Origin of the sequence: Candidimonas sp. SYP-B2681 (assembly GCF_003971065.1) — a bacterium.
In the GTDB taxonomy this organism is placed as follows: domain Bacteria; phylum Pseudomonadota; class Gammaproteobacteria; order Burkholderiales; family Burkholderiaceae_B; genus Pollutimonas.
This window is the reverse complement of the sequence record NZ_RYDV01000002.1, coordinates 477,173-495,470: the sequence shown is the minus strand read 5'-3', so window position 1 is coordinate 495,470 and position 18,298 is coordinate 477,173. Positions and strand designations below refer to the sequence as shown.

At 56.5% G+C, this 18,298-nt stretch carries 17 protein-coding genes and 1 tRNA gene; 10 read left to right on the top strand and 8 right to left on the bottom strand.

From position 1 onward, the window contains the following. Positions 1-2: 2 nt before the first annotated feature. Both prfA and hemA read right to left on the bottom strand, forming a co-directional pair. Positions 3-1,082 (bottom strand): peptide chain release factor 1, encoded by a 1,080-nt coding sequence (prfA, locus tag EKL30_RS06890; protein ID WP_126706439.1) that lies wholly within the window; start codon positions 1,080-1,082, stop codon positions 3-5. Between the two features lie 67 nt (positions 1,083-1,149). Beyond that, complete coding sequence (gene hemA / locus EKL30_RS06885; protein WP_126706438.1) at positions 1,150-2,424, bottom strand: glutamyl-tRNA reductase; 1,275 nt, start codon at positions 2,422-2,424, stop codon at positions 1,150-1,152. Positions 2,425-2,590: 166 nt separating this feature from the next. Here hemA and EKL30_RS06880 point away from each other — a divergent pair. The 8 genes from EKL30_RS06880 (at position 2,591) to EKL30_RS06850 (ending at position 9,423) form a co-directional block, all read left to right on the top strand. Further along, positions 2,591-2,666: transfer RNA gene (locus EKL30_RS06880), tRNA-Phe, on the top strand. A gap of 342 nt (positions 2,667-3,008) precedes the next feature. Beyond that, positions 3,009-3,911 carry a GNAT family N-acetyltransferase gene (locus EKL30_RS06875; RefSeq protein ID WP_126706437.1) on the top strand — a complete coding sequence of 301 codons (903 nt, stop codon included), beginning with the start codon at positions 3,009-3,011 and terminating at the stop codon, positions 3,909-3,911. Positions 3,912-4,082: 171 nt separating this feature from the next. Continuing rightward, positions 4,083-4,217 (top strand): hypothetical protein, encoded by a 135-nt coding sequence (locus EKL30_RS19325; protein ID WP_255414668.1) that lies wholly within the window; start codon positions 4,083-4,085, stop codon positions 4,215-4,217. Positions 4,218-4,660: 443 nt separating this feature from the next. Beyond that, positions 4,661-6,142, top strand: coding sequence for an ABC transporter substrate-binding protein (locus EKL30_RS06870; RefSeq protein WP_126706436.1), 1,482 nt, complete (start codon positions 4,661-4,663; stop codon positions 6,140-6,142). A gap of 12 nt (positions 6,143-6,154) precedes the next feature. After that, positions 6,155-7,174, top strand: a complete 1,020-nt coding sequence (locus EKL30_RS06865; RefSeq protein ID WP_126706435.1) for an ABC transporter ATP-binding protein — start codon at positions 6,155-6,157, stop codon at positions 7,172-7,174. Between the two features lie 3 nt (positions 7,175-7,177). Continuing rightward, entirely contained in the window at positions 7,178-8,098 is a 921-nt protein-coding gene (locus tag EKL30_RS06860; protein ID WP_126706434.1) for a carbohydrate ABC transporter permease, read from the top strand. A gap of 2 nt (positions 8,099-8,100) precedes the next feature. Continuing rightward, on the top strand, positions 8,101-8,949 hold the full coding sequence (locus EKL30_RS06855) for a carbohydrate ABC transporter permease (protein ID WP_126706433.1): 849 nt from the start codon (positions 8,101-8,103) through the stop codon (positions 8,947-8,949). 18 nt (positions 8,950-8,967) lie between these two features. Next, positions 8,968-9,423: an NUDIX hydrolase gene (locus EKL30_RS06850; protein WP_126706432.1), complete on the top strand. Its 456-nt coding sequence runs from the start codon at positions 8,968-8,970 to the stop codon at positions 9,421-9,423. A 42-nt stretch (positions 9,424-9,465) separates the two neighbouring features. Here EKL30_RS06850 and EKL30_RS06845 read toward each other — a convergent pair whose 3' ends face one another. Both EKL30_RS06845 and EKL30_RS06840 read right to left on the bottom strand, forming a co-directional pair. Next, positions 9,466-10,623 carry an aminotransferase class V-fold PLP-dependent enzyme gene (locus EKL30_RS06845; protein WP_126706431.1) on the bottom strand — a complete coding sequence of 386 codons (1,158 nt, stop codon included), beginning with the start codon at positions 10,621-10,623 and terminating at the stop codon, positions 9,466-9,468. A 210-nt stretch (positions 10,624-10,833) separates the two neighbouring features. Further along, positions 10,834-11,157 (bottom strand): LysR family transcriptional regulator substrate-binding protein, encoded by a 324-nt coding sequence (locus EKL30_RS06840; protein ID WP_126706430.1) that lies wholly within the window; start codon positions 11,155-11,157, stop codon positions 10,834-10,836. Positions 11,158-11,300: 143 nt separating this feature from the next. Here EKL30_RS06840 and EKL30_RS06835 point away from each other — a divergent pair, with 143 nt between their 5' ends. Continuing rightward, entirely contained in the window at positions 11,301-12,086 is a 786-nt protein-coding gene (locus EKL30_RS06835; protein ID WP_158618400.1) for a sulfite exporter TauE/SafE family protein, read from the top strand. Positions 12,087-12,092: 6 nt separating this feature from the next. Here the strand turns inward: EKL30_RS06835 and EKL30_RS06830 are convergent, their stop codons facing one another. The 3 genes from EKL30_RS06830 to EKL30_RS06820 all read right to left on the bottom strand — a co-directional run bounded on the left by EKL30_RS06830 (position 12,093) and on the right by EKL30_RS06820 (position 15,204). Next, entirely contained in the window at positions 12,093-12,773 is a 681-nt protein-coding gene (locus tag EKL30_RS06830; protein ID WP_126706428.1) for a tRNA-uridine aminocarboxypropyltransferase, read from the bottom strand. Positions 12,774-12,934: 161 nt separating this feature from the next. Continuing rightward, positions 12,935-14,200 carry a hypothetical protein gene (locus tag EKL30_RS06825; RefSeq protein WP_370246230.1) on the bottom strand — a complete coding sequence of 422 codons (1,266 nt, stop codon included), beginning with the start codon at positions 14,198-14,200 and terminating at the stop codon, positions 12,935-12,937. 11 nt (positions 14,201-14,211) lie between these two features. Further along, complete coding sequence (locus EKL30_RS06820) at positions 14,212-15,204, bottom strand: tripartite tricarboxylate transporter substrate binding protein (RefSeq protein WP_126706426.1); 993 nt, start codon at positions 15,202-15,204, stop codon at positions 14,212-14,214. A 170-nt stretch (positions 15,205-15,374) separates the two neighbouring features. Here EKL30_RS06820 and EKL30_RS06815 point away from each other — a divergent pair, with 170 nt between their 5' ends. Beyond that, the gene (locus EKL30_RS06815; RefSeq protein ID WP_126706425.1) at positions 15,375-16,268 is read left to right on the top strand and encodes a LysR family transcriptional regulator; all 894 of its coding nucleotides are present in this window, start codon (positions 15,375-15,377) and stop codon (positions 16,266-16,268) included. A gap of 162 nt (positions 16,269-16,430) precedes the next feature. Here the strand turns inward: EKL30_RS06815 and EKL30_RS06810 are convergent, their stop codons facing one another. After that, positions 16,431-18,257 (bottom strand): glycoside hydrolase family 15 protein, encoded by a 1,827-nt coding sequence (locus tag EKL30_RS06810; protein ID WP_126706424.1) that lies wholly within the window; start codon positions 18,255-18,257, stop codon positions 16,431-16,433. Between the last annotated feature and the right edge of the window lie 41 nt (positions 18,258-18,298).

Genomic DNA, 18,298 nt, shown 5'->3' with positions numbered 1-18,298 from the left:
CGCTAGTCTTGCCCCAGGGCAGCCAGTTGTTCGGCCTGATGCTCGGCGCGCAGCGCCCCCGTCAACTCGTCCAGATCGCCTTCCATAATCTGACCCAACTTATATAGCGTGAGATTGATGCGGTGGTCGGTGACCCGTCCTTGCGGATAATTGTAGGTGCGTATGCGTTCTGAACGATCGCCGGTGCCGACCAGGCTTTTACGCTGGGCGGCTTCTTTATTGTGCTGTTCTTGCTGTTGCTTGTCTTTCAAGCGCGCAGCCAGAACCTGCATGGCTTTGTCTTTATTCCGATGCTGTGACCGATCGTCCTGGCATTCCACTACCAGGCCGGTCGGCAAGTGGGTGATACGCACGGCGGAATCGGTCTTGTTGATGTGCTGGCCACCTGCGCCACTGGCGCGGTAAGTATCAATGCGCAGATCGGACGAATTGATCACAATATCGCTTTGCTCATCCGCCTCGGGCAAAACAGCCACGGTGCAGGCCGAGGTATGAATGCGCCCCTGCGTCTCCGTTTCGGGTACGCGTTGCACCCTATGCGCGCCGGATTCAAACTTCAGCTGGCCATAGACCCCATCGCCGTCCACCCGGGCAATGACTTCTTTATAGCCGCCTATTTCGGCAGGGCTCTCAGACATGAACTCGACCTTCCAGCCCTTATTTTCGGCGTAGCGGGTGTACATCCGCAACAAGTCGCCGGCGAACAGCGCGCTCTCATCGCCGCCGGTGCCGGCACGGATCTCTAGAAAGACGCTACGCGTATCGTCCGGGTCGCGCGGCAGCAGCAGTATTTGCAGGTCGACGGCAAGCTGTTCCAGCCTTTCTTTGCCGAGCTTGTATTCCTCTTCTGCCATGTCACGCATCTCGGGATCGCTCATCATCTCCTGAGCTGCCTGGATGTCGCCTTCAGTACCGCTATAAGCGGCAAATGCCGTCACAACGGGCTCGAGTTCGGCGCGCTCGCGAGTCATTTTGTGATAACTGTTCATATCGCTGGCAATTTCGGGCTCGGCCAGTAAAGCATCGACTTCAAACAAGCGGCGAGCAAGCTGCTCCAGCCGATTGCGTATGGAACTTTTCATAGGGGATAAAAAAACAGGGGAATGGACAGTTATAGAAAGCGGGCGCGGCAGTACGAACAGAGCGTCGCTAACGGCGACGTTCGGTACTGGGAAGCAACCGTGGCAGCAAGCTTAGTAACTGCTGGCGCTCGTCGCTTTCACTGCGATTCAATGCAGCCATGGGGCCGTGCAGATATTTCTGCGTAAGACCGTAAGCCAACTGTTCGAGGACAATTTCCGGATTATCACCCCGTGCCAGCATGCGGCGGGCACGGTCGAGTTCGATTTGGCGAACCTGATCGGCTGCCTGCTGAAAATCGATGATGGCAGGAACGATTTCCCGGTTGCCCATCCAGTGCATGAAGTTCTGCACCCGAGTTTCAATAATTGCCTCGGCCTGCACGACTGCGGCACGCCGAGCGTCAGTGCCAGACTGCACCATGCGCCCCAGATCGTCGACCGTATACAGATAAACATCGGCCAGTCGACCGATTTCGGTTTCGATATCGCGCGGCACCGCCAGGTCGACCATAACCATAGGGCGATGACGCCGCAAACGGGTAGCCCTTTCAACCATCCCTAATCCAAGGATGGGCAAGGAGCTTGCCGTACAGGAAACAATTACGTCGAATTCCGCCAGTTTGTCGGGAATTTCGGAAAGCTTCATGGTTTTGGCGACAAACCGAGAGGCGAGCAAATCGGCCCGTTCGAGTGTGCGATTCGCAACCACCATATGATGCGGATTCAATGCCGCAAAGTGCGTGGCACAGAGCTCGATCATTTCGCCCGCGCCGATGAATAGAACGCTGGCCTGAGAAAGGTCGCCAAAAACCCGTTCGGCAAGCCGCACGGCAGCAGCGGCCATGGACACCGAATGCGCCCCGATTGCCGTTTGCGAGCGGACTTCTTTGGCCACCGAAAACGTGCGCTGGAACAACTGATGCAATAGAGTGCCCAAGGCCCCTGCTTCGTTGGCGGCGCGTACCGCGTCTTTCATTTGCCCTAGAATTTGCGGCTCGCCCAACACCATGGAGTCCAGGCCGCTGGCTACACGGAATGCATGCCGGACTGCATCGTTTTGCTGATATTGATACAAGTGTGGCTGCAGGCTGCCCGCTTCGAGCCGATTGAAATCGGCAAGCCACGATGGCAAGTGCTCTGAAACCTGAGGGTCGGCCGCACAGTAGATCTCAGTGCGATTACAGGTGGACAGAATGGCGGCTTCTTTCACCGACTGACCAAATGTCGAACGCAGGCCGTCGAGCGCGGGCTTGAGTACGTCGAGCGGAAAGGACACGCGTTCCCTCACCGAAACGGGAGCAGAAACGTGATTCAGACCGAAAGTTAAAACATCGACAGACATGAGGAAAGAGCGCGCGCCAAGTACTTGAACCGACTCATTATAATCGCCCCCGCCGGTTTACTGAAATCTCGATTTGTTCCAGCGCAAAGATCAGGCAGAAATAGAAATAAGCGTGGTGCAAAGCACACATTCAAAATATGGTGTACTATTTCGCCTTCTCGACGTTGGCCTGGTAGCTCAGTCGGTAGAGCAGAGGATTGAAAATCCTTGTGTCGGCGGTTCGATTCCGTCCCAGGCCACCAACAGATTGTCAGTAGGATCAAACACTTAGCCCAGCCTAGACGCTGGGCTTTTTGTTTGGCCTGACACTTTTCTGTCAGTTCTATTGGTGGGCAGGGTGCGCTTAATTGCGTTGCAGGAGCCTATTTGTAACGGCTTCGTCGCTTTTCTGCGCTTTTTCCTACGATCGACTTGTGAGGTGCGCGAGCTCCGACGACGACTGAAAAACGATCTGCTCGCGCTCCCAATGTGGACCTCGCTGCCAAATTTTTCAACCAGAGAGTAACGCTACACGATATGATTGACCGCGTGGCCTGACGCTCGACGCCAAGACTTCTAATATTTGCTCTGATGGGGGTTGTTAAATGTCTCTCGTCTACAGGCATGCCCGAGCGCAGGATTTGGCGACGGCGGACGGCCTAGTCGTTGCCAGCATCAACGATCTTACCGCGCGCCATGGTTTTGGCCCGATGGCGGCCCCAAGTCCTCCCAACTTTCAGCTGTTCTCGCTTAAGGACGACCCTGACGGCCTCTGGATCGCGGAGGATGGCGACAACCTCTATGGTTTTTCCTGGAGTTGGGTGTGCGGGGATTTGTGGTTTCTCGCCCAATTATTCGTCGACCCGGCCCAACAGGGTCGTGGCATGGGAAACGAATTATTGAGACTGGGCTTTGAGCATGCCCGGAAATCTGGAGCGAATTACAAGGCGCTGATCACTTTCAGCTTCAACTGTGTCTCGCAGGGGCTCTACATACGGCATGGGCTTTTCCCCAAGATGCCGATTTATTTTTTCGACGCGACGCGGGAGCGGGTAACGGAAGGATTGCCGGAACCTCCGTTGCGTAGCGTCCCTCTTGACGACGATGCTGCGTCCATGGAGAGACTCGCTGAGATCGATTCGCGCGCAATCGGCATCCCGCGAAAGAAGCATCACCGCTACTTGCTCAATGACCCGGCGACCACAGGAGTTCTGCTCTACGCCGGCAGCGAATGTGTCGGCTACAGCTATATCGGTTCTAAAGGGCATATCGGACCCCTTGCAGTCAAGGAGGCTAACGTCCTTGGTGATGCCTTCATGACGGCTGTGACGATAGCGGCTGGCGGGTCCTCCGAGAAAATATCGGCGTTCCTACCTGGCAACTGCGAAAACGCACTGAGCCTGGCGGTCGACCACGGCATGCGCATCACCTTCCCGATGCTGCTGATGGCCTCGCCCGGATATGGAACTTGGACGCGATACCTGCCGCGCAATCCGGGCTTTATGTAATCGCAAGTCTCAGCTCCTGGGAAAAAACGGCCGTTTGCCAACTACTCACACCGACCCAAAGCGGAAATAACTGCGATAAGGGGTCTTGTATTGGCCGCGCCACGGAACATCTCTAATTAATCACCGAGCGTTCCCCTGCGAAGCAAAACTAAAAGCCCATATGGCGGTACGGTGACGACTGACATCGTGATATCGCCTGACAAAAAAAGCCAGCACCTTGCTCGCCGCGGTCAAAGAGCCGTGCTCGGTGTCATGCCGCGGGTACTGCAGCCTTTCTCGCGCGAGGCGTTTGGCGACTACATCTAGATGGATTTGTCCTGGAAGATCAGGACCTCTGCTCCGCCGTCTGCAAAGTTCGAAATATCCGCGGTAGCAGCCACGCCTGCCGGCCATGCCATACTGTGCGCAGAGCCTCCAGTGAGCCGAACGTCAAGTTCGCAACCAGATGGAACGCAGACTCCGTTTATTCGCGATCTTAAACATACGCCATCTTTTTCTATGGCGCTAACTCCACGTTGAGCTGCAGACTTTTATAGAGCCGCGATCCGTTAGCACTCGTCAGTCCCAAGCCAGACTAGGGTTTCCACCTATTTCCTCGCTTTTTTGCATATCACACTGATAAACTGGTCATATATGCGTGACGTGCCAGGTTACACGCGACCGCTACGCAGCTGCATTCCCATTGGGGTAGTGCCGCCGCTTAAACGGAGTCCAGACGGCCTCCCCTTCTTCCAGATAGGAGGCAGGCCATGTCGGATCGCAAGCTCCATCCCAATCATCACGTCACTTCTCCTTCCCTCCCCCTTAATTCCCCCTCACGGCGTCGCCTGCTGCAACTCGGCGGTACGGCCGGCTTGGCAGCCATTGGCGCGCCCTGGTTTCGCCTACGTGCGGCTCTTGCCGCCGACAAGACCCTGAAAATCTTGCAATGGAGCCACTTCGTCCCCGCCTATGACAAGTGGTTCGACGGTTTCGCACAGGCTTGGGGCCAGGCAAATGGCGTCCAGGTCATCGTTGACCACATCAACATTGGCGATCTGGTCACGACGACAACCTCTGAGTTGTCCGCGGGTTCCGGTCACGACATCATCGAGCTGGGCCCAGAGGCTGCACAGTTCACCCCCAACGTCATGGACATGGCCGACATTAATGAGCAGGCCGCCAAGCAGTTTGGCGAGGTCTTCGGAGTCATCCCACGCGTTTCGTACAACCCGGTCGTGAAGTCCTGGTATGCGTTCGCCCACGGCTGGACCATCGACTGCGGGGACTACCGTCGCTCAATGTGGCAAAAGGCGGGCATGGAGAATGGCCCCGATACCTGGCAACAATTGCTGGAGGTGGGTGAAAAAATCCGCAAGGAACAAGGTATTCAGGTCGGCATCGGCATGTCGCAAGAGCTCGACTCAAACATGGTTTCCCGCTCGATCCTGTGGTCTTGGGGAGCATCCGTGCAAGATGAAAACGACAACGTGATTCTGGGGCGCGGAGAAAACCGCAAGCGCGCTATCGACGCTGTGAAATATATGACCGACTTATACCATCGCACCATGACGCCAGCCGTCTTTGCCTGGAATGCCGCCTCGAACAACCAAGACTTGATCGCTGGCAAGGCCTCGTACATCGTAAACTCGATTTCGGCTTACCGCTCGGCGCAGCAGAGCAAGCCCGATATTGCCAGGGACGTGTTCTTTACCGGCCCTCTGGCGGGCCCGCGAGGAGATCGCTGGGCCAACGTACACGTCCTCTACAACTACATTATTCCGAAATTCGCCAAGGGCCGCGAAGATCTCGCCAAGCAGTTCATTCTGCACCTGACCGAAAACTACGACCAGGCCATGTACCACAGCCAGCTGTACAACTCGCCCAGCTATTTCGCTACCAAGATCCCCACGGGTGACCGGGGCTACCGAGCCGTCAAGGACGCGACCACCCTGAAGAACTTGAACGATGCCTGGTTTGCCCACGACCCATTCGTTCTCGAAGGCGAGGCCGAGGGCAAGCTGGCCGGCCTGACCACGGCGACGAGTTGGACGACAAATCTCGGACATCCAGGTTATTCCAACCCAGCTGTGGGCGAGATGTTCAACACCTTCATCCTGCCCAATATGATGGCCAAGGCAGCTCGCGGCGACCTGAGCGCCGAACAGGCGGTCGACCAGGCCGCCAAGCAGGCGGAACAGATTTACGCCCAATGGCGCGGCCGTGGTCTGATCGGCGGCACGAAGTCCTGAACTGAGGGATTCATGGCAAGCCTGAGTATCGAACATCTGAGTACGACTTTCGATCATGGTCGGGTGAAGGCCGTTGATGACGTCAGCCTGGACGTGCCTGATGGCGAATTCCTGGTGTTGCTCGGTGCCTCGGGTTCTGGCAAATCCACCTTGATGCGCACCATCGCCGGGCTCGAGCAGCCGAGCGGTGGCACCATCCATATCGATGGCAGGCTGGCCAATGAGGACCCGCCACGTAGACGCAATATCGCCATGGTCTTCCAGAGCTATGCGCTTTACCCTCACAAGACCGTGGCAAAGAACATCGCCTTCCCGCTTGAAGCCATTCGTCTGCCGACCAACCAGATCCATGAAAAAGTCATGTGGGCTGCTCAATTATTCGGTATCGATCGCCTGCTCCATCGCAGGCCGCGCGAACTGTCGGGCGGCGAGCGCCAACGCGTGGCCCTGGCCCGGGCGTTGGTACGAACGCCTAGCCTTTTCCTAATGGACGAACCCCTGTCCAACCTGGACGCGAAGCTGCGCTATTCGGCTCGCCGGGAGCTCAAGCGCCTGCACCAACAGATTGGCATCACCACCCTCTATGTCACTCACGACCAGGTCGAGGCCATGGGTCTGGGCCAGCGCGTCGCTGTCATGAATCACGGCAAGATCGAGCAATTGGGCACCCCGCACGAAATTTATCATGAACCCGCCAATACTTTCGTGGCGCAGTTCATGGGGTCACCGCCCATGAATCTGATCCCGGACGGTGACTGGCTGCTGGGCTTTCATGCCGAGGACGCTTGGCTGCCCGAGGGCGATATGCCTGCGCAGCACTACTCCCTGCCCCTCGAAATCCAGCAGATCGACTATCTGGGCGCCGACGCCCTGATCTACGGTGTGCTTGCTGCAAACCGCTCGGATGTGATTTTGAAGCTTCCCGAGCGCCGGGCGCATGGAATGGCCGTTGGTCAGTCCCGCAACTTCTGCGTACCCGATGCGCTGATGCGCCGCTTTGATTCGCGCACTGGCCTGCGTGCAAGGACCTAAGCGATGACCGACCACACTTTCAGCCTGAAGCAGCGCGACACGCTGCTGGCCATGGTCATGGTATTGCCCGCCGTTCTTTATATCGTATTTCTGCTGGGCATTCCCATCGTGCTGGCGCTCGTCTACAGCCTAAACGACGTCACAACGGGCAGCCCCGTGATGCGCTTTATCGGCATCGAGAACTTCACTGCATTGCTGGACACCCCGGACTTCCTGCGCGCCATACGCAATACTTTTGTCATTACCCTCTGCACCCTAATCGGGGTGTTAATTCTGGGCACCATTCAAGCCGAACTTCTGGCCCGCCCAACCCGGGCCAAATGGTTGATCCGATTTCTGATCCTGCTGCCGTGGACGGCGCCGGCCTCTTTGAGTGCGCTTGCCTGGCTCTGGATGCTGGACTCCACCTTTAGCCCGGTTGACTGGATTCTGCGCGGCATGGGGCTGCTTGGCCATCCCGGGGCCTTGTTCGGGGATTTCGACAACACCTTCTGGCTGGGCCGCAGCGGCTATGCCCTGTTTTCCATTATCCTGGTTAACGTCTGGCGACTACTTCCCCTGGGCACGGTAATTATCCTGGCTGGCCTGAACGGCGTCCCGCGCGATATTCTGGAACAAACCGAAATCGATGGCGCCGGCTATTTCAGACGCATGTTCGACGTCATTCTGCCCATGCTGATTCCCGTATTCGGCGTCACGATCCTGTTCACCTTCGTGTTCGTCTTTACAGACATTGTGACCGTTTTTATTCTGACGCGTGGAGGCCCTGCGAATGCGACTCAGGTCCTGCCGACATTGGCCTTTTTCACGGGCGTACAGGGCGGATCGCTGGGTCGCGGTGCAGCTACCGCGCTATTCCTTCTGCCGGTGTTGGCCGCTGTGTCGATTCTTATTTTGGCGCTCATCCGCCGCCGGGAGATTTGACCATGTGCGCGAAGGCTGCCACACATCCCGGCCGCAGGGCCGGCCTGTATCTGGCCACCGCTTTGTTCGTGGTGTTCTCGGCGCTGCCTTTTTACGTGATGCTCATCACGAGCTTCAAAACCCAGGGCGATATTTTTTCGCCTGCCACCAACCCCTTCTGGTTTTCCCGAGCGCCGACCATGGCGAACATCGAGCTGCTGTTTGGCCAGACTCAGTTCGTGCAATGGATGCTGAACACAGTGTGGGTTGGCCTGGCCGTCGTCGTCATCACTTTGGCGCTATCGGTGCCGGCAGCTTACGGCCTGGCACGCATTGCGGGCGGTTGGGGCGAGACCCTGGGAATCGTCATATTCCTTAGCTATCTGGTGCCGCCCACCCTGCTGTTCATCCCGTTCTCCAAGGTTATCGCCTTTCTGGGCCTGCAGAACTCGATGTGGGCGTTGATTGTCGCCTATCCGAGTTTCACCGTGCCGTTTTGCACTTGGCTGATGATGGGCTTCTTCAAGGGCATTCCGCGCGACATCGAAGAGCAGGCGATGATCGATGGCCACGGCCGCTTCGGTGCCTTCGTGCATGTCGTACTGCCGCTGGCCGTCCCCGGCCTGATGACGGTAGTCGTATTCGCCTTCACCTTGTCGACCAGCGAGTTCATCTATGCCCTGGCCTTCATCACGAACTCGGCCGACAAGACCATCAGCATTGCCGTACCGACCGAGCTGATTCGGGGCGACGTCTATCACTGGGGGCCACTGCTGGCGGGCGCATTGATCGCCAGCATACCGATCGCCGTACTGTATACGTTTTTCATCGATCATCTAGTCGCTGGCCTGACCGCCGTGGCGCGCGATTGATGCAACCGGTGAACACGCATGTCGCCCTTGCCACAGCACACCGCCTTCTCGCTTGCTCCACGACCGGTCCCGGCCGCTGTCGCAGCGGTGATCCGTGGTGGTGACATTCTATTGGTGCGCCGCGCTCATCAGCCCAATGCCGGCAAGTGGGCATTGCCAGGCGGCAAGATTAAGTTTGGCGAATCGATCGAAACCGCCGTCCTGCGGGAACTGTTTGAGGAAACGCTCGTTGTGGCTGAAGTGCGCCAGGTCTTCAACGCAGTCGATATCTTCGACAAGAACGAGGATGGAGCGCTGCGCCAGCACTTTATTTTGATCGCGGTGCTATGTCGGTGGGTTTCAGGAGAGCCGCAAGCGAGAGACGACGCGCTGGAAGCGCGCTGGTTTCCGGTAGCCGGCCTGGCATCGAGCAATCTGGTCTTGAGCGTCGGCGTGGCGCAGGTCGTACAGCAAGCGGTAGTGCTTGCTGTATGACCTGAGGTTTTGCCTGGAGCGTTTCCAGTTGGTTCAGCCGCATTAGCTGTTGGCCATGGCCACGGCGCTTTTCTCTTTGATCTCGTCCAGCGCCTTTACCAGAGTCGTCACCGTGCGGTCGATGTGGTGCAGTTTATCCAGGCCAAATAAGCCAATACGGAAGGTCTTGAAGTCTTGTGGCTCATCGCACTGAAGCGGCACGCCGGCCGCCGCTTGCAGGCCGACCTGCGCAAATTTTTTGGCCGACTGAATACCATCGTCGTCGGTGTAGCTCACCACGACGCTAGGTGACTCGAATCCGGTTGCCGCCACACTCTTGAAACCCTTCTCGCGCAACACCGCGCGCACTTTCTGGCCTAGCGCCTGCTGCTCCGTACGGACTTTCTCGAACCCATAGGCTTCTGTCTCTGCCATCACGTCGCGCAGGACAAGCAGAGAATCTGTGGGCATCGTGGCGTGGTAAGCGAAGCCGCCCTGCTCGTAGGTTTCCATGATTTGCAGCCACTTGCGCAGATCGCAGGCAAAAGAGGTGCTGGTGGTGGTTTCGATCGCCTTGCGAGCCGAGGCGCCAAGCATCACCAGGGCACAACAGGCCGATGAGGTCCAGCCCTTTTGCGGCGCGCTGATCAGGATATCGACGCCTATTGCCTGCATATCGACCCAGATTGTGCCGGACGCAATGCAATCCAATACGAAAAGCCCGCCTTCGGCATGCACCGCGTCGGCAACCTGGCGCATGTAGTCATCGGGCAACATGATGCCGGACGCCGTTTCCACATGAGCACCCAATACCAGATCCGGCTTGTGTTCCCGGATGGCCGCCACGACCTCGTCGATAGGCGCCGGCGCGAAAGGCGCTTGCTTACCTTCTTCCACGGGACGGGCCTTGAGGACGATGGTCTCGGCCGGAATGCTGCCCATGTCGAAAATCTGGCTCCAGCGGAAGCTGAACCAGCCGTTGCGAATCACGAGACATTTCTTTTTTGTCGCAAATTGCCGCGCGACGGCCTCCATGCCGAAGGTGCCGCTACCCGGAACCACAATCGCCGACTCGGCGTTATAGACCTGTTTCAGTGTTCTGGAGATATCTTTCATCGCGCCTTGAAAAACGCCAGACATATGGTTGACGGCACGATCGGTATACACGACCGAATACTCAAGCAGTCCATCAGGGTCGACCTCAGGCAGCAAGCCAGGCATAGTGTTCTCCAGAGAAAAAAGGAAGCCGGCCGCGGCATGGCCGGGTGAATATCAGAGTCCCCAAATGCGTTCCAATATTCTGGGCATTGCCAATCCAGCAGTTATCAATTGATTTTAGACAATTGCCGGCGCCATTGTAGTTTTGGATCTAATTGAAAACCCTTGTGTCGGCGGTTCGTCTCCGTGGCAGGCCGCCAAAATATCAGTCAATCAGCCCGTCTTCACAACCGGCTTCCTTGGTTTTTCAGACCCATCGAATTTATCGCCATTCGGGTTTAGGGGGCGTCCCAAGACGGGCTGTGCCGCCAGCACACGTTCGATAAAGTTTTGGACCGCCAGGGAAAGCTTGCCCTGCTTGCGGGTGATCAAACTCAGGTGCGTTTCGATTGCCGAATCTTTCAACGGCACCAGAACAGGTAGGCCGCTCAGCCCCATGCGCGTGAAACTGTGTGGCGCAAAGGCTATCCCCAGTCCAATGCGGAAGAGCTGATCATATAGAAAGAACAGAATGGGGGCGACTTCACCTATAGTCACACATCACAGCAGATATTGCTGAGCTGCTGTATTGACGACCCTCTCGATGTCGCCCCTCGCTTCCCATATCGGTGGCCCGGAACCTGCAGGGCGGGGTACGAAGGGATCTCCCCGAACTTCATGAATTAGGTGTTTTGATGGACATGAGTCCGTGGATCCTTCTTGCTTTGCTCGGCATCATGGCCTTTGCGACGTACTTTCAGACCGTCACCGGGTTCGGACTTTCGATTATCGTAATCGGGGTGACCAGCGGCTTGGACCTGGTCCCGTTATCGATGTCGGCGTCAGTAGTCAGCTTGGTGTCGCTGATGAACTGTGCACTTGCCTTGCCGCCCAAAAAGCTGTCGGAAGTGAATTGGCGAGTCACGTATGCAGTGTTGGTGGGCGCCATTCCGGCTAGCATAGCCGGCGTTGTGCTGCTGGATTACATGAGCAGCGGAGCGACGACGACGCTGCAACTGCTGCTCGGCGCGGTGATCATATTCAGCGGCGTGCAATGTGTATTGAAACCCGCCCCGCAGACGAAACAGTCCTCGCCAGGGCGATTTACCGTAAGTGGCGCCGTAGCCGGCGTATGTGGCGGAATATTCGGCATGCCGGGTCCGCCCATTATTTTTCTAATGTATCGCCAACCGTTTCAGATCACCACGATCCGCACCGTACTGCTCGTTGTGTTCTTGTTCATTTCGCTGACCCGAACGGTATACCTCGCAATTGACCAAGGCGTCGACCGCGAGGCATATCTGGCTGCTGGTCTGTCCTTGCCGTTGATCTCGGTCATGACCTGGCTTGGCCATCGTTTTCCGCCCCCCCTCAGCGCGAAGGCGATGCGTCGAGCGACCTTTGCGATGCTGGTGAGTATTGGAGTCAGCCTCGTGGTACCGGTATTGGTGTCAGATCAGGCGCCGGTACATCGCACATCGCATTGACTGATTTCATGCCCGCGGTGACTTGGCCAATGCGTTTGGCGGGTTTTCCGTTGGAATGTCTGCCCTGGTATCTGGCTCAACATGGTTGCGCTGATAAACGTCACCACCCATCGCCGCTATCTGCTGATCAATGAGCGCATCAAACGGCCTTAATATCGGGCTGAAGTCCTGGGCGGGCTCAAGGGCGGCCAAGGTACGGGCAATGGCTTCGATGGTCGAAACAGCAGCGGGCTCACGGGTTTTACGTACCCTATACCTGGATGGATCGCCCGCTGGCAGGCTTAGACGCGGCAATGTACTTAATAAGGGGTTGGCATACAAGATTTTCCGCGCCTTGCGCCATGTGCCATCGGGCACGATCAACAGCACTGACTCGCCGGGCGGATAGCAATCCAGCGGTTGGGGCGTCTGCGCCGAGTCACCGGGGAATAGTAAAAAAGCGGAAGATGATGCAGCCAAAATCGACGCTAACTGGGGGAAATGCTCTCCAACCAGCAAGTCGGCCCGCTGCAGACCCAGCACTGCCAGGCGCCCCGTATTAAGTGGATGACGATGTTCCTCTGGGTGTTGAAGAATCAGCACGCGCGTGCGATGCGCCACCATCGTGACGTAGGAACATACGCAATAGGATTCTGGCCGTAAGCATTGCTTACAGCGTAGCCGTGCTACGGTCTTTCGTTCGGGCATGGCGTCGAATAATGCAGTCAATAAACAAAGACAGTGAAGTTTACCGCGCTGTTAACCGCGATAAACCTGACCGTCGCGATCATCGATAGACCTGCCGTTTGCCCGCCATATAGTGTTGATCGGCATGATTCTCGAAGGCGGTGTTTTAGCAGGCTAGGCGTTTAACTCGCGACTATTGTGGAAACGTCGATTTCGTACATCTGCCGCTGATTCTCATGGACCGAATCAATACAAACCTTGGTGCCTTTACGATTCCAGCGCGGATGCAGGTCGCAGCGGTTTTCCTTCTTCAAATCGGGATCAGCGTAGAAACTGCCCAAATCGATTTTCCTGTTATCGACGATGTTGAATAGAAAAAGGATGCGCTCATTCGTGCCAGAGTCAGGATAGGTATCACTGAGCAGCCACTGCTTGTTCGTCGGCGAAAAGCTCATGTGACCATTCTCTGTCAACATGCCCTCGCCTACCACTGCTACCTCGCCCGCATCCCGGTCTTGGTATAGATGATAGTGAATAGATCCATCATTCGGTCCCCAAACGATGATCCGCTCGTCGTCGCACCAAAGCGGGTGGGAAATCTGGTATTCCGACTTTTCGTAGTCGAAGGTGCCAACGGCATCTGGATCAAAATCGTCTGCCAATTGAGGCAAGGGATGGTCCGAACACTCAAGCAAGCGCATGTCAGAACCATCCGGATTGATGGTGATCAGACGATGCAAGAAGCAGGTTTCATCCTCGACTCGTTCCGTCCAGCGGTGCAGGAACAGAATCCGCGACGATCCTGGATTGATCTCGATATGACTAACCCAATGTATTGCCTTATCCATCGACGCGCGATGATGATATTGCTTAAGCGCGTCATAGCTCACCAGTATTCGGTGAGCGCCGGTGTCTAAGTCCATGACTCGGATACCATCGCCGGCAGGACACGCGTCAAGCGTGAACGGCCCGCCATGCTCGCTGTATCCGATAGTCTCGTGCGTAATGTAAAGACGACGATAATCGACGCTCAGCGCAAATTTGCCGTTAGGCGCCACCACATAAATCGGCAAGGGCAGATCGCTAACTGCCCCGCTATGAATGTCGCGGATACGACTACCAAACCCGGGGTAGACCGCGTCGGCATCATTCGTGCGGACGTTGTAGATAATTTTCGAATCGGAGATGCCGTCCAGCCACTGGAGTTGCGCTCCCATCTGCCAGTTCCAGGCGCAAGTCGTGTCCACCACATGAAAAGCGTCGCTGTCTACCGTATCGAAGTAGCCAACCTCGGCCTCGAGTCCTGGGTGCAGCCGCGCATCCATCATGGGCACTTGAAGCGCCAGGACCCGCCGGTCGCCGCGGTCCCAAGTCGACTTATTGTAATAACCGAAAAAATGATGCTTGTCGCCGTCGCCAAAGCGACGGCTCGAAAGGTAAGGAGTCATACTAATTTCCATCACGATCCTACAGTGATCTTGGCGACACTGATAACGTTATCCCAGCGGGCTTTCTCTTTGTCGATATAAGCCTTGGCTTCGGCGGGCGAATTGCCCACGGGCGTCATCCCGAGCTTTTCCAAGCCCTTGCGAAAATCTGGATTGGCATAGATTTTCTGCAAGTCTTTATTGATTTTTTCCACCAACGCGTCCGGTACGTCTTTGCTTGCTACCAGCGTGGTGAAGGACATCACTTCCAACCCGGGCAAGCCCCCTTCTTTCGCCGTCGGCACATTGGGCAGCTGTGACTCGCGCGCGTCCCCGGTGATGGCCAGCGCTTTAAGCCTACCAGTCTGCACGTATGAAATGACGGTCGGAACGTTTTCGAACAATAGCTGGATCTGCTCACCCATGAGGTCGTTCAGTGCTGCCGAACTGCCTTTGTAGGGAACATGAACGATGGGCGCACCTGATTCCATTTTGTACAGCTCGCCAATCATGTGCACCGAAGAACCGACGCCGGCGGAACCGAAATGGATAGTACCGGGCTTGTCCTTAGCAAGTTTCGTCAGCTCGCTTAGCGAATTGGCGGGCAGATTGGGCGGCGCAACCACTACGTGCGGCATCTGGGCAACGATAGTGATGGGCTTGAGGTCTGTGCCGGGTTTATAACTAAGCGTGGGATACACACCGTAAGTGGCATGCAGTCCGATTGATCCAAGCAGCAATGTGTAGCCATTGGGGCCAGAGTCTGCGACGTATCGGCCGCCAATGTGCCCGCCGGCGCCGGGCTTGTTCTCCACCACGACCGATTGGTTGTAGAGCTTGCCCAGGTAATCGGCGATAAGCCGGCCCTGGATGTCGGAACTGCCGCCCGCCGTGAAGGGAACCACGATACGGATTGGCTTGGAGGGATAGTTCTCCTGCGCCATGGCGTGCGGCGCAACAGCGCAAAGAGAGACAGTGAGCGCTGCCAAATGGCTTGTCTTGAACCAGTTCGATGATAATTTCATGGGCTACCTTTCACGAGAGCATGAGGGAATATGTGATCCGGCCAAGACGCCACCGGATTCATCAAAGTGTAAGGAGGCTAGCCAATTCATGAAAATGCTATTTTTTATGCAGACTATGCAGAACTGATATACCCTTTACGCCTGACTCCTTGTTACCTACACAAATACGTATGAGCCGCCCTCTTAACTTTAAACAGGTCGAAGCGTTCCGGGCGGTCATGCTTACGGGCACAACTACCAGTGCGGCGCGCATGTTGCACACCACACAGCCATCCGTGAGCCGCCTGATCGGCCAAGTTCAATCTGCAACCGGCATCAGGCTATTCGATATAAAAAATGGCAGATTGAGGCCCACGGCGGAAGCGCATGAGCTTTTCGATACCGTCCAGCGACATTTCCTTGGACTGGAAAGCATCGAGACCAAAGTGGATGCGTTACGCCGGTCAGGCAACGGCACGCTGCGAATAGGGTGCACGCCGTCGCTGGGCCTGGGCGTCGTACCGGCGGCCATCAGCGAGTTTGCCTTGAAACATCCCGATATCAGGGTCAACATACAAACGCTGGGAAGCCATTATCTACGCGATGGCCTGCTACATGGCACATTCGATCTGGCGCTTAGCACGGTGGCTTTGGCTGACAGGTCATTTCATGAAGAGCGTGTTCATCAAAGCGGCGCCGTGTGCGTCACCAATCAAAACCACGTTTTGGCGAAAAAGAAAGAGATTCATGTGCAAGACCTGCATGGGACCTTGCTACTCACCCTGGACTCGGACGATGAGCTCGCAATCTCATTGCATAACCTGATGTCGCAGCATGGCGTCGAGGCGTCGGGTCAGATCGAAACCACCTATGCATCGACAATCTGCTCTATGGCGGCACGCACGAACGGCGTGGGCATCGTGAACGAATACGTTGCCGATGTCTTCGCAAGTCAATTAAACATACTTACTTTTCATCCACGGATCCCGGTGGATATGTATCTTGTCTTTCCACCCCAACGGGCTCCGTCCCGGCTGGCCGAAGTGTTTGCCGGGATGGTGCGCAAAATATTGGCAACGCCCTGATGAAAACAGAGCGCTTTTGCCGGATCGAACCTTCCCGGCCATACTGACTGCGGCCCGGCTCGCCGCTCTGCGACTTTAATTCGTACGAAAGGGATGCGCTTGCCGAAGGCATATAACAACAGAACAAGCGCAGCGGTGAGCGGCGCTCAGGCCGCCGTATTTTCACGCGGCTGGCTTTGTCCCTGTACTATTGAGTGCGAGCCGCGCCATGATTTGCGAAATGTGCGTCAAGCCTTGCGGAAAATTACCCAGCATCTGACAAGTTGCTGGGTCCGACTCCTCTGAAAATAGCCCAAGGTCATTGGCGCATTCGAGGGCGCGCCGATAGTAATCCCATGCCTGCTGTATGCGACCCTGGCGGGCCAGGCAGCTAACCAGCCAAAAAGTGCAAGGAATGAATACGCCCTCAGGCCCGCGCAAACCATCGGATGCTTCGTAACGCAACAACATACCGTTCTGATCGAGGCCCTGACAAATTGCCTGGGCGGTCCGAACCATGCGGGGGTCGTCGTAGGCGACAAAGCCCATACGTGGCAGCAGCAGTAAAGACGAGTCCAAAACGGGGCAGTCGTAAGCTTGAATAAACACGCCGTGCGTTTCGTCGTAGCCATGGTGCTCTATCGAGTTGCGAATCGCCGAGGCCTCTTGCCGCCATCGGTCGAGCGGCGCGTCAAATGCGCCGGCTTCGGCAAGCGTGATGCCATCCTGAAGCGCCAGCCAACACATCGCCTTGGAATGGACGTGATGGCGCGGGCCGCTACGAAGTTCCCAGATCCCGTGATCGGCATCCTTCCATTTTTCGCAAGCGGTGTTGACGACATCGATCAGAAAATCGCAATAATCCGCGTCAATTTCGTGACCACTTGCGTGCCACATAACGGCCAGTTCCATGATGTCGCCATAGGTGTCAAGCTGCTTCTGATCCGAGGCGGAATTGCCAATGCGAACCGGCCGCGACTGCCGGTAGCCGTCGAGCCAATGGAGCTCAACTTCGGTAAGCCGGCGTTTGCCGTCGACGCCGTACATGATCTGGAGTTGTTGGGCACTGCCTGCAGATGCCCGCAAGATGAAGGCGAGAAAGCGCTCCGCCTCGTCGCCGTACCCGACAGCGGATAGCGCTCGTACAGTAAAGACCGAGTCGCGCACCCAGCTGTAACGATAGTCCCAGTTGCGGGACTCCCCGATCCACTCAGGCAGCGACGTGGTGCACGCCGCGACGATTGCGCCGGTGCGTTCGAATGTCAATGCTTTCAATACTATCGCTGATCGCAAGCTGTGCGGGTCCAGGCAATGCGGCTCATTCATGCGCCCCGACCATCGCCGCCACCAATCTTGTGTGCATTGAAAACTCTTGTCCACTTCGGCTGCCAGGTTCGGTCGCGCATCCGCGCGCTCCACCCGTTCAGGCTCTTCGAAATTAATCGACAACCGGCGCCGTTCTCCCTCTTGGATCGTAAAGGCTGCCACCAGATCGTGTCGCTCGCACATGTCGAGGTCAAAGTCGGCGCGAATGATTAGCGCCTTATTACTGCCTATCGCGGTATAAAAACCCTGCCCTTTCTGCTGGATCATCGGCAGGATTTCACCAAAGTCAAAGCGTGGACAGACCGTCAGACGAATGGGTATGTGTCCCGATATCCCTTCCACGATTCGAATCATTTCGTACCGTGCCTGCTCTGCAGCCTGCGGATCCATCGCGAAATAGTCGATCAGCCGTGCCTCGCCGGTTTGGCACTGAAAAGTGGTCTCCAAAATCATCGTTTCAGGAAGATATCGCCGAGACGTCGTAAAAGTGACCTCGGCAGGCGCAATCGAACAAAAGCCCCCACGCTCCCAATCGAGCAGACGACCGAAACAGCTGTCCGAGTCGACCCGCGGCATACAACTCCAATCCACCGAGCCGCCGCGCGAGACCAGGGCCGTGCAATGACAATCGCTAATAAAGCCATAGTCGTCAATCGGGGGGTAAGGCGCGTCAGCTTGAGCCATCACATAGTCCCAAATAGACACTGCAAATAGTGGAAACTTAC

What these genes read in the sequence shown, in the direction of transcription:
- prfA (WP_126706439.1), bottom strand. Translation starts at nt 1,082, where the DNA reads ATGAAAAGTTCCATACGCAATCGGCTGGAGCAGCTTGCTCGCCGCTTG.
- hemA (WP_126706438.1), bottom strand. Translation starts at nt 2,424, where the DNA reads ATGTCTGTCGATGTTTTAACTTTCGGTCTGAATCACGTTTCTGCTCCC.
- EKL30_RS06875 (WP_126706437.1), top strand. Translation starts at nt 3,009, where the DNA reads ATGTCTCTCGTCTACAGGCATGCCCGAGCGCAGGATTTGGCGACGGCG.
- EKL30_RS06870 (WP_126706436.1), top strand. Translation starts at nt 4,661, where the DNA reads ATGTCGGATCGCAAGCTCCATCCCAATCATCACGTCACTTCTCCTTCC.
- EKL30_RS06865 (WP_126706435.1), top strand. Translation starts at nt 6,155, where the DNA reads ATGGCAAGCCTGAGTATCGAACATCTGAGTACGACTTTCGATCATGGT.
- EKL30_RS06860 (WP_126706434.1), top strand. Translation starts at nt 7,178, where the DNA reads ATGACCGACCACACTTTCAGCCTGAAGCAGCGCGACACGCTGCTGGCC.
- EKL30_RS06855 (WP_126706433.1), top strand. Translation starts at nt 8,101, where the DNA reads ATGTGCGCGAAGGCTGCCACACATCCCGGCCGCAGGGCCGGCCTGTAT.
- EKL30_RS06850 (WP_126706432.1), top strand. Translation starts at nt 8,968, where the DNA reads ATGTCGCCCTTGCCACAGCACACCGCCTTCTCGCTTGCTCCACGACCG.
- EKL30_RS06845 (WP_126706431.1), bottom strand. Translation starts at nt 10,623, where the DNA reads ATGCCTGGCTTGCTGCCTGAGGTCGACCCTGATGGACTGCTTGAGTAT.
- EKL30_RS06835 (WP_158618400.1), top strand. Translation starts at nt 11,301, where the DNA reads ATGAGTCCGTGGATCCTTCTTGCTTTGCTCGGCATCATGGCCTTTGCG.
- EKL30_RS06830 (WP_126706428.1), bottom strand. Translation starts at nt 12,773, where the DNA reads ATGCCCGAACGAAAGACCGTAGCACGGCTACGCTGTAAGCAATGCTTA.
- EKL30_RS06825 (WP_370246230.1), bottom strand. Translation starts at nt 14,200, where the DNA reads ATGACTCCTTACCTTTCGAGCCGTCGCTTTGGCGACGGCGACAAGCAT.
- EKL30_RS06820 (WP_126706426.1), bottom strand. Translation starts at nt 15,204, where the DNA reads ATGAAATTATCATCGAACTGGTTCAAGACAAGCCATTTGGCAGCGCTC.
- EKL30_RS06815 (WP_126706425.1), top strand. Translation starts at nt 15,375, where the DNA reads ATGAGCCGCCCTCTTAACTTTAAACAGGTCGAAGCGTTCCGGGCGGTC.
- EKL30_RS06810 (WP_126706424.1), bottom strand. Translation starts at nt 18,257, where the DNA reads ATGGCTCAAGCTGACGCGCCTTACCCCCCGATTGACGACTATGGCTTT.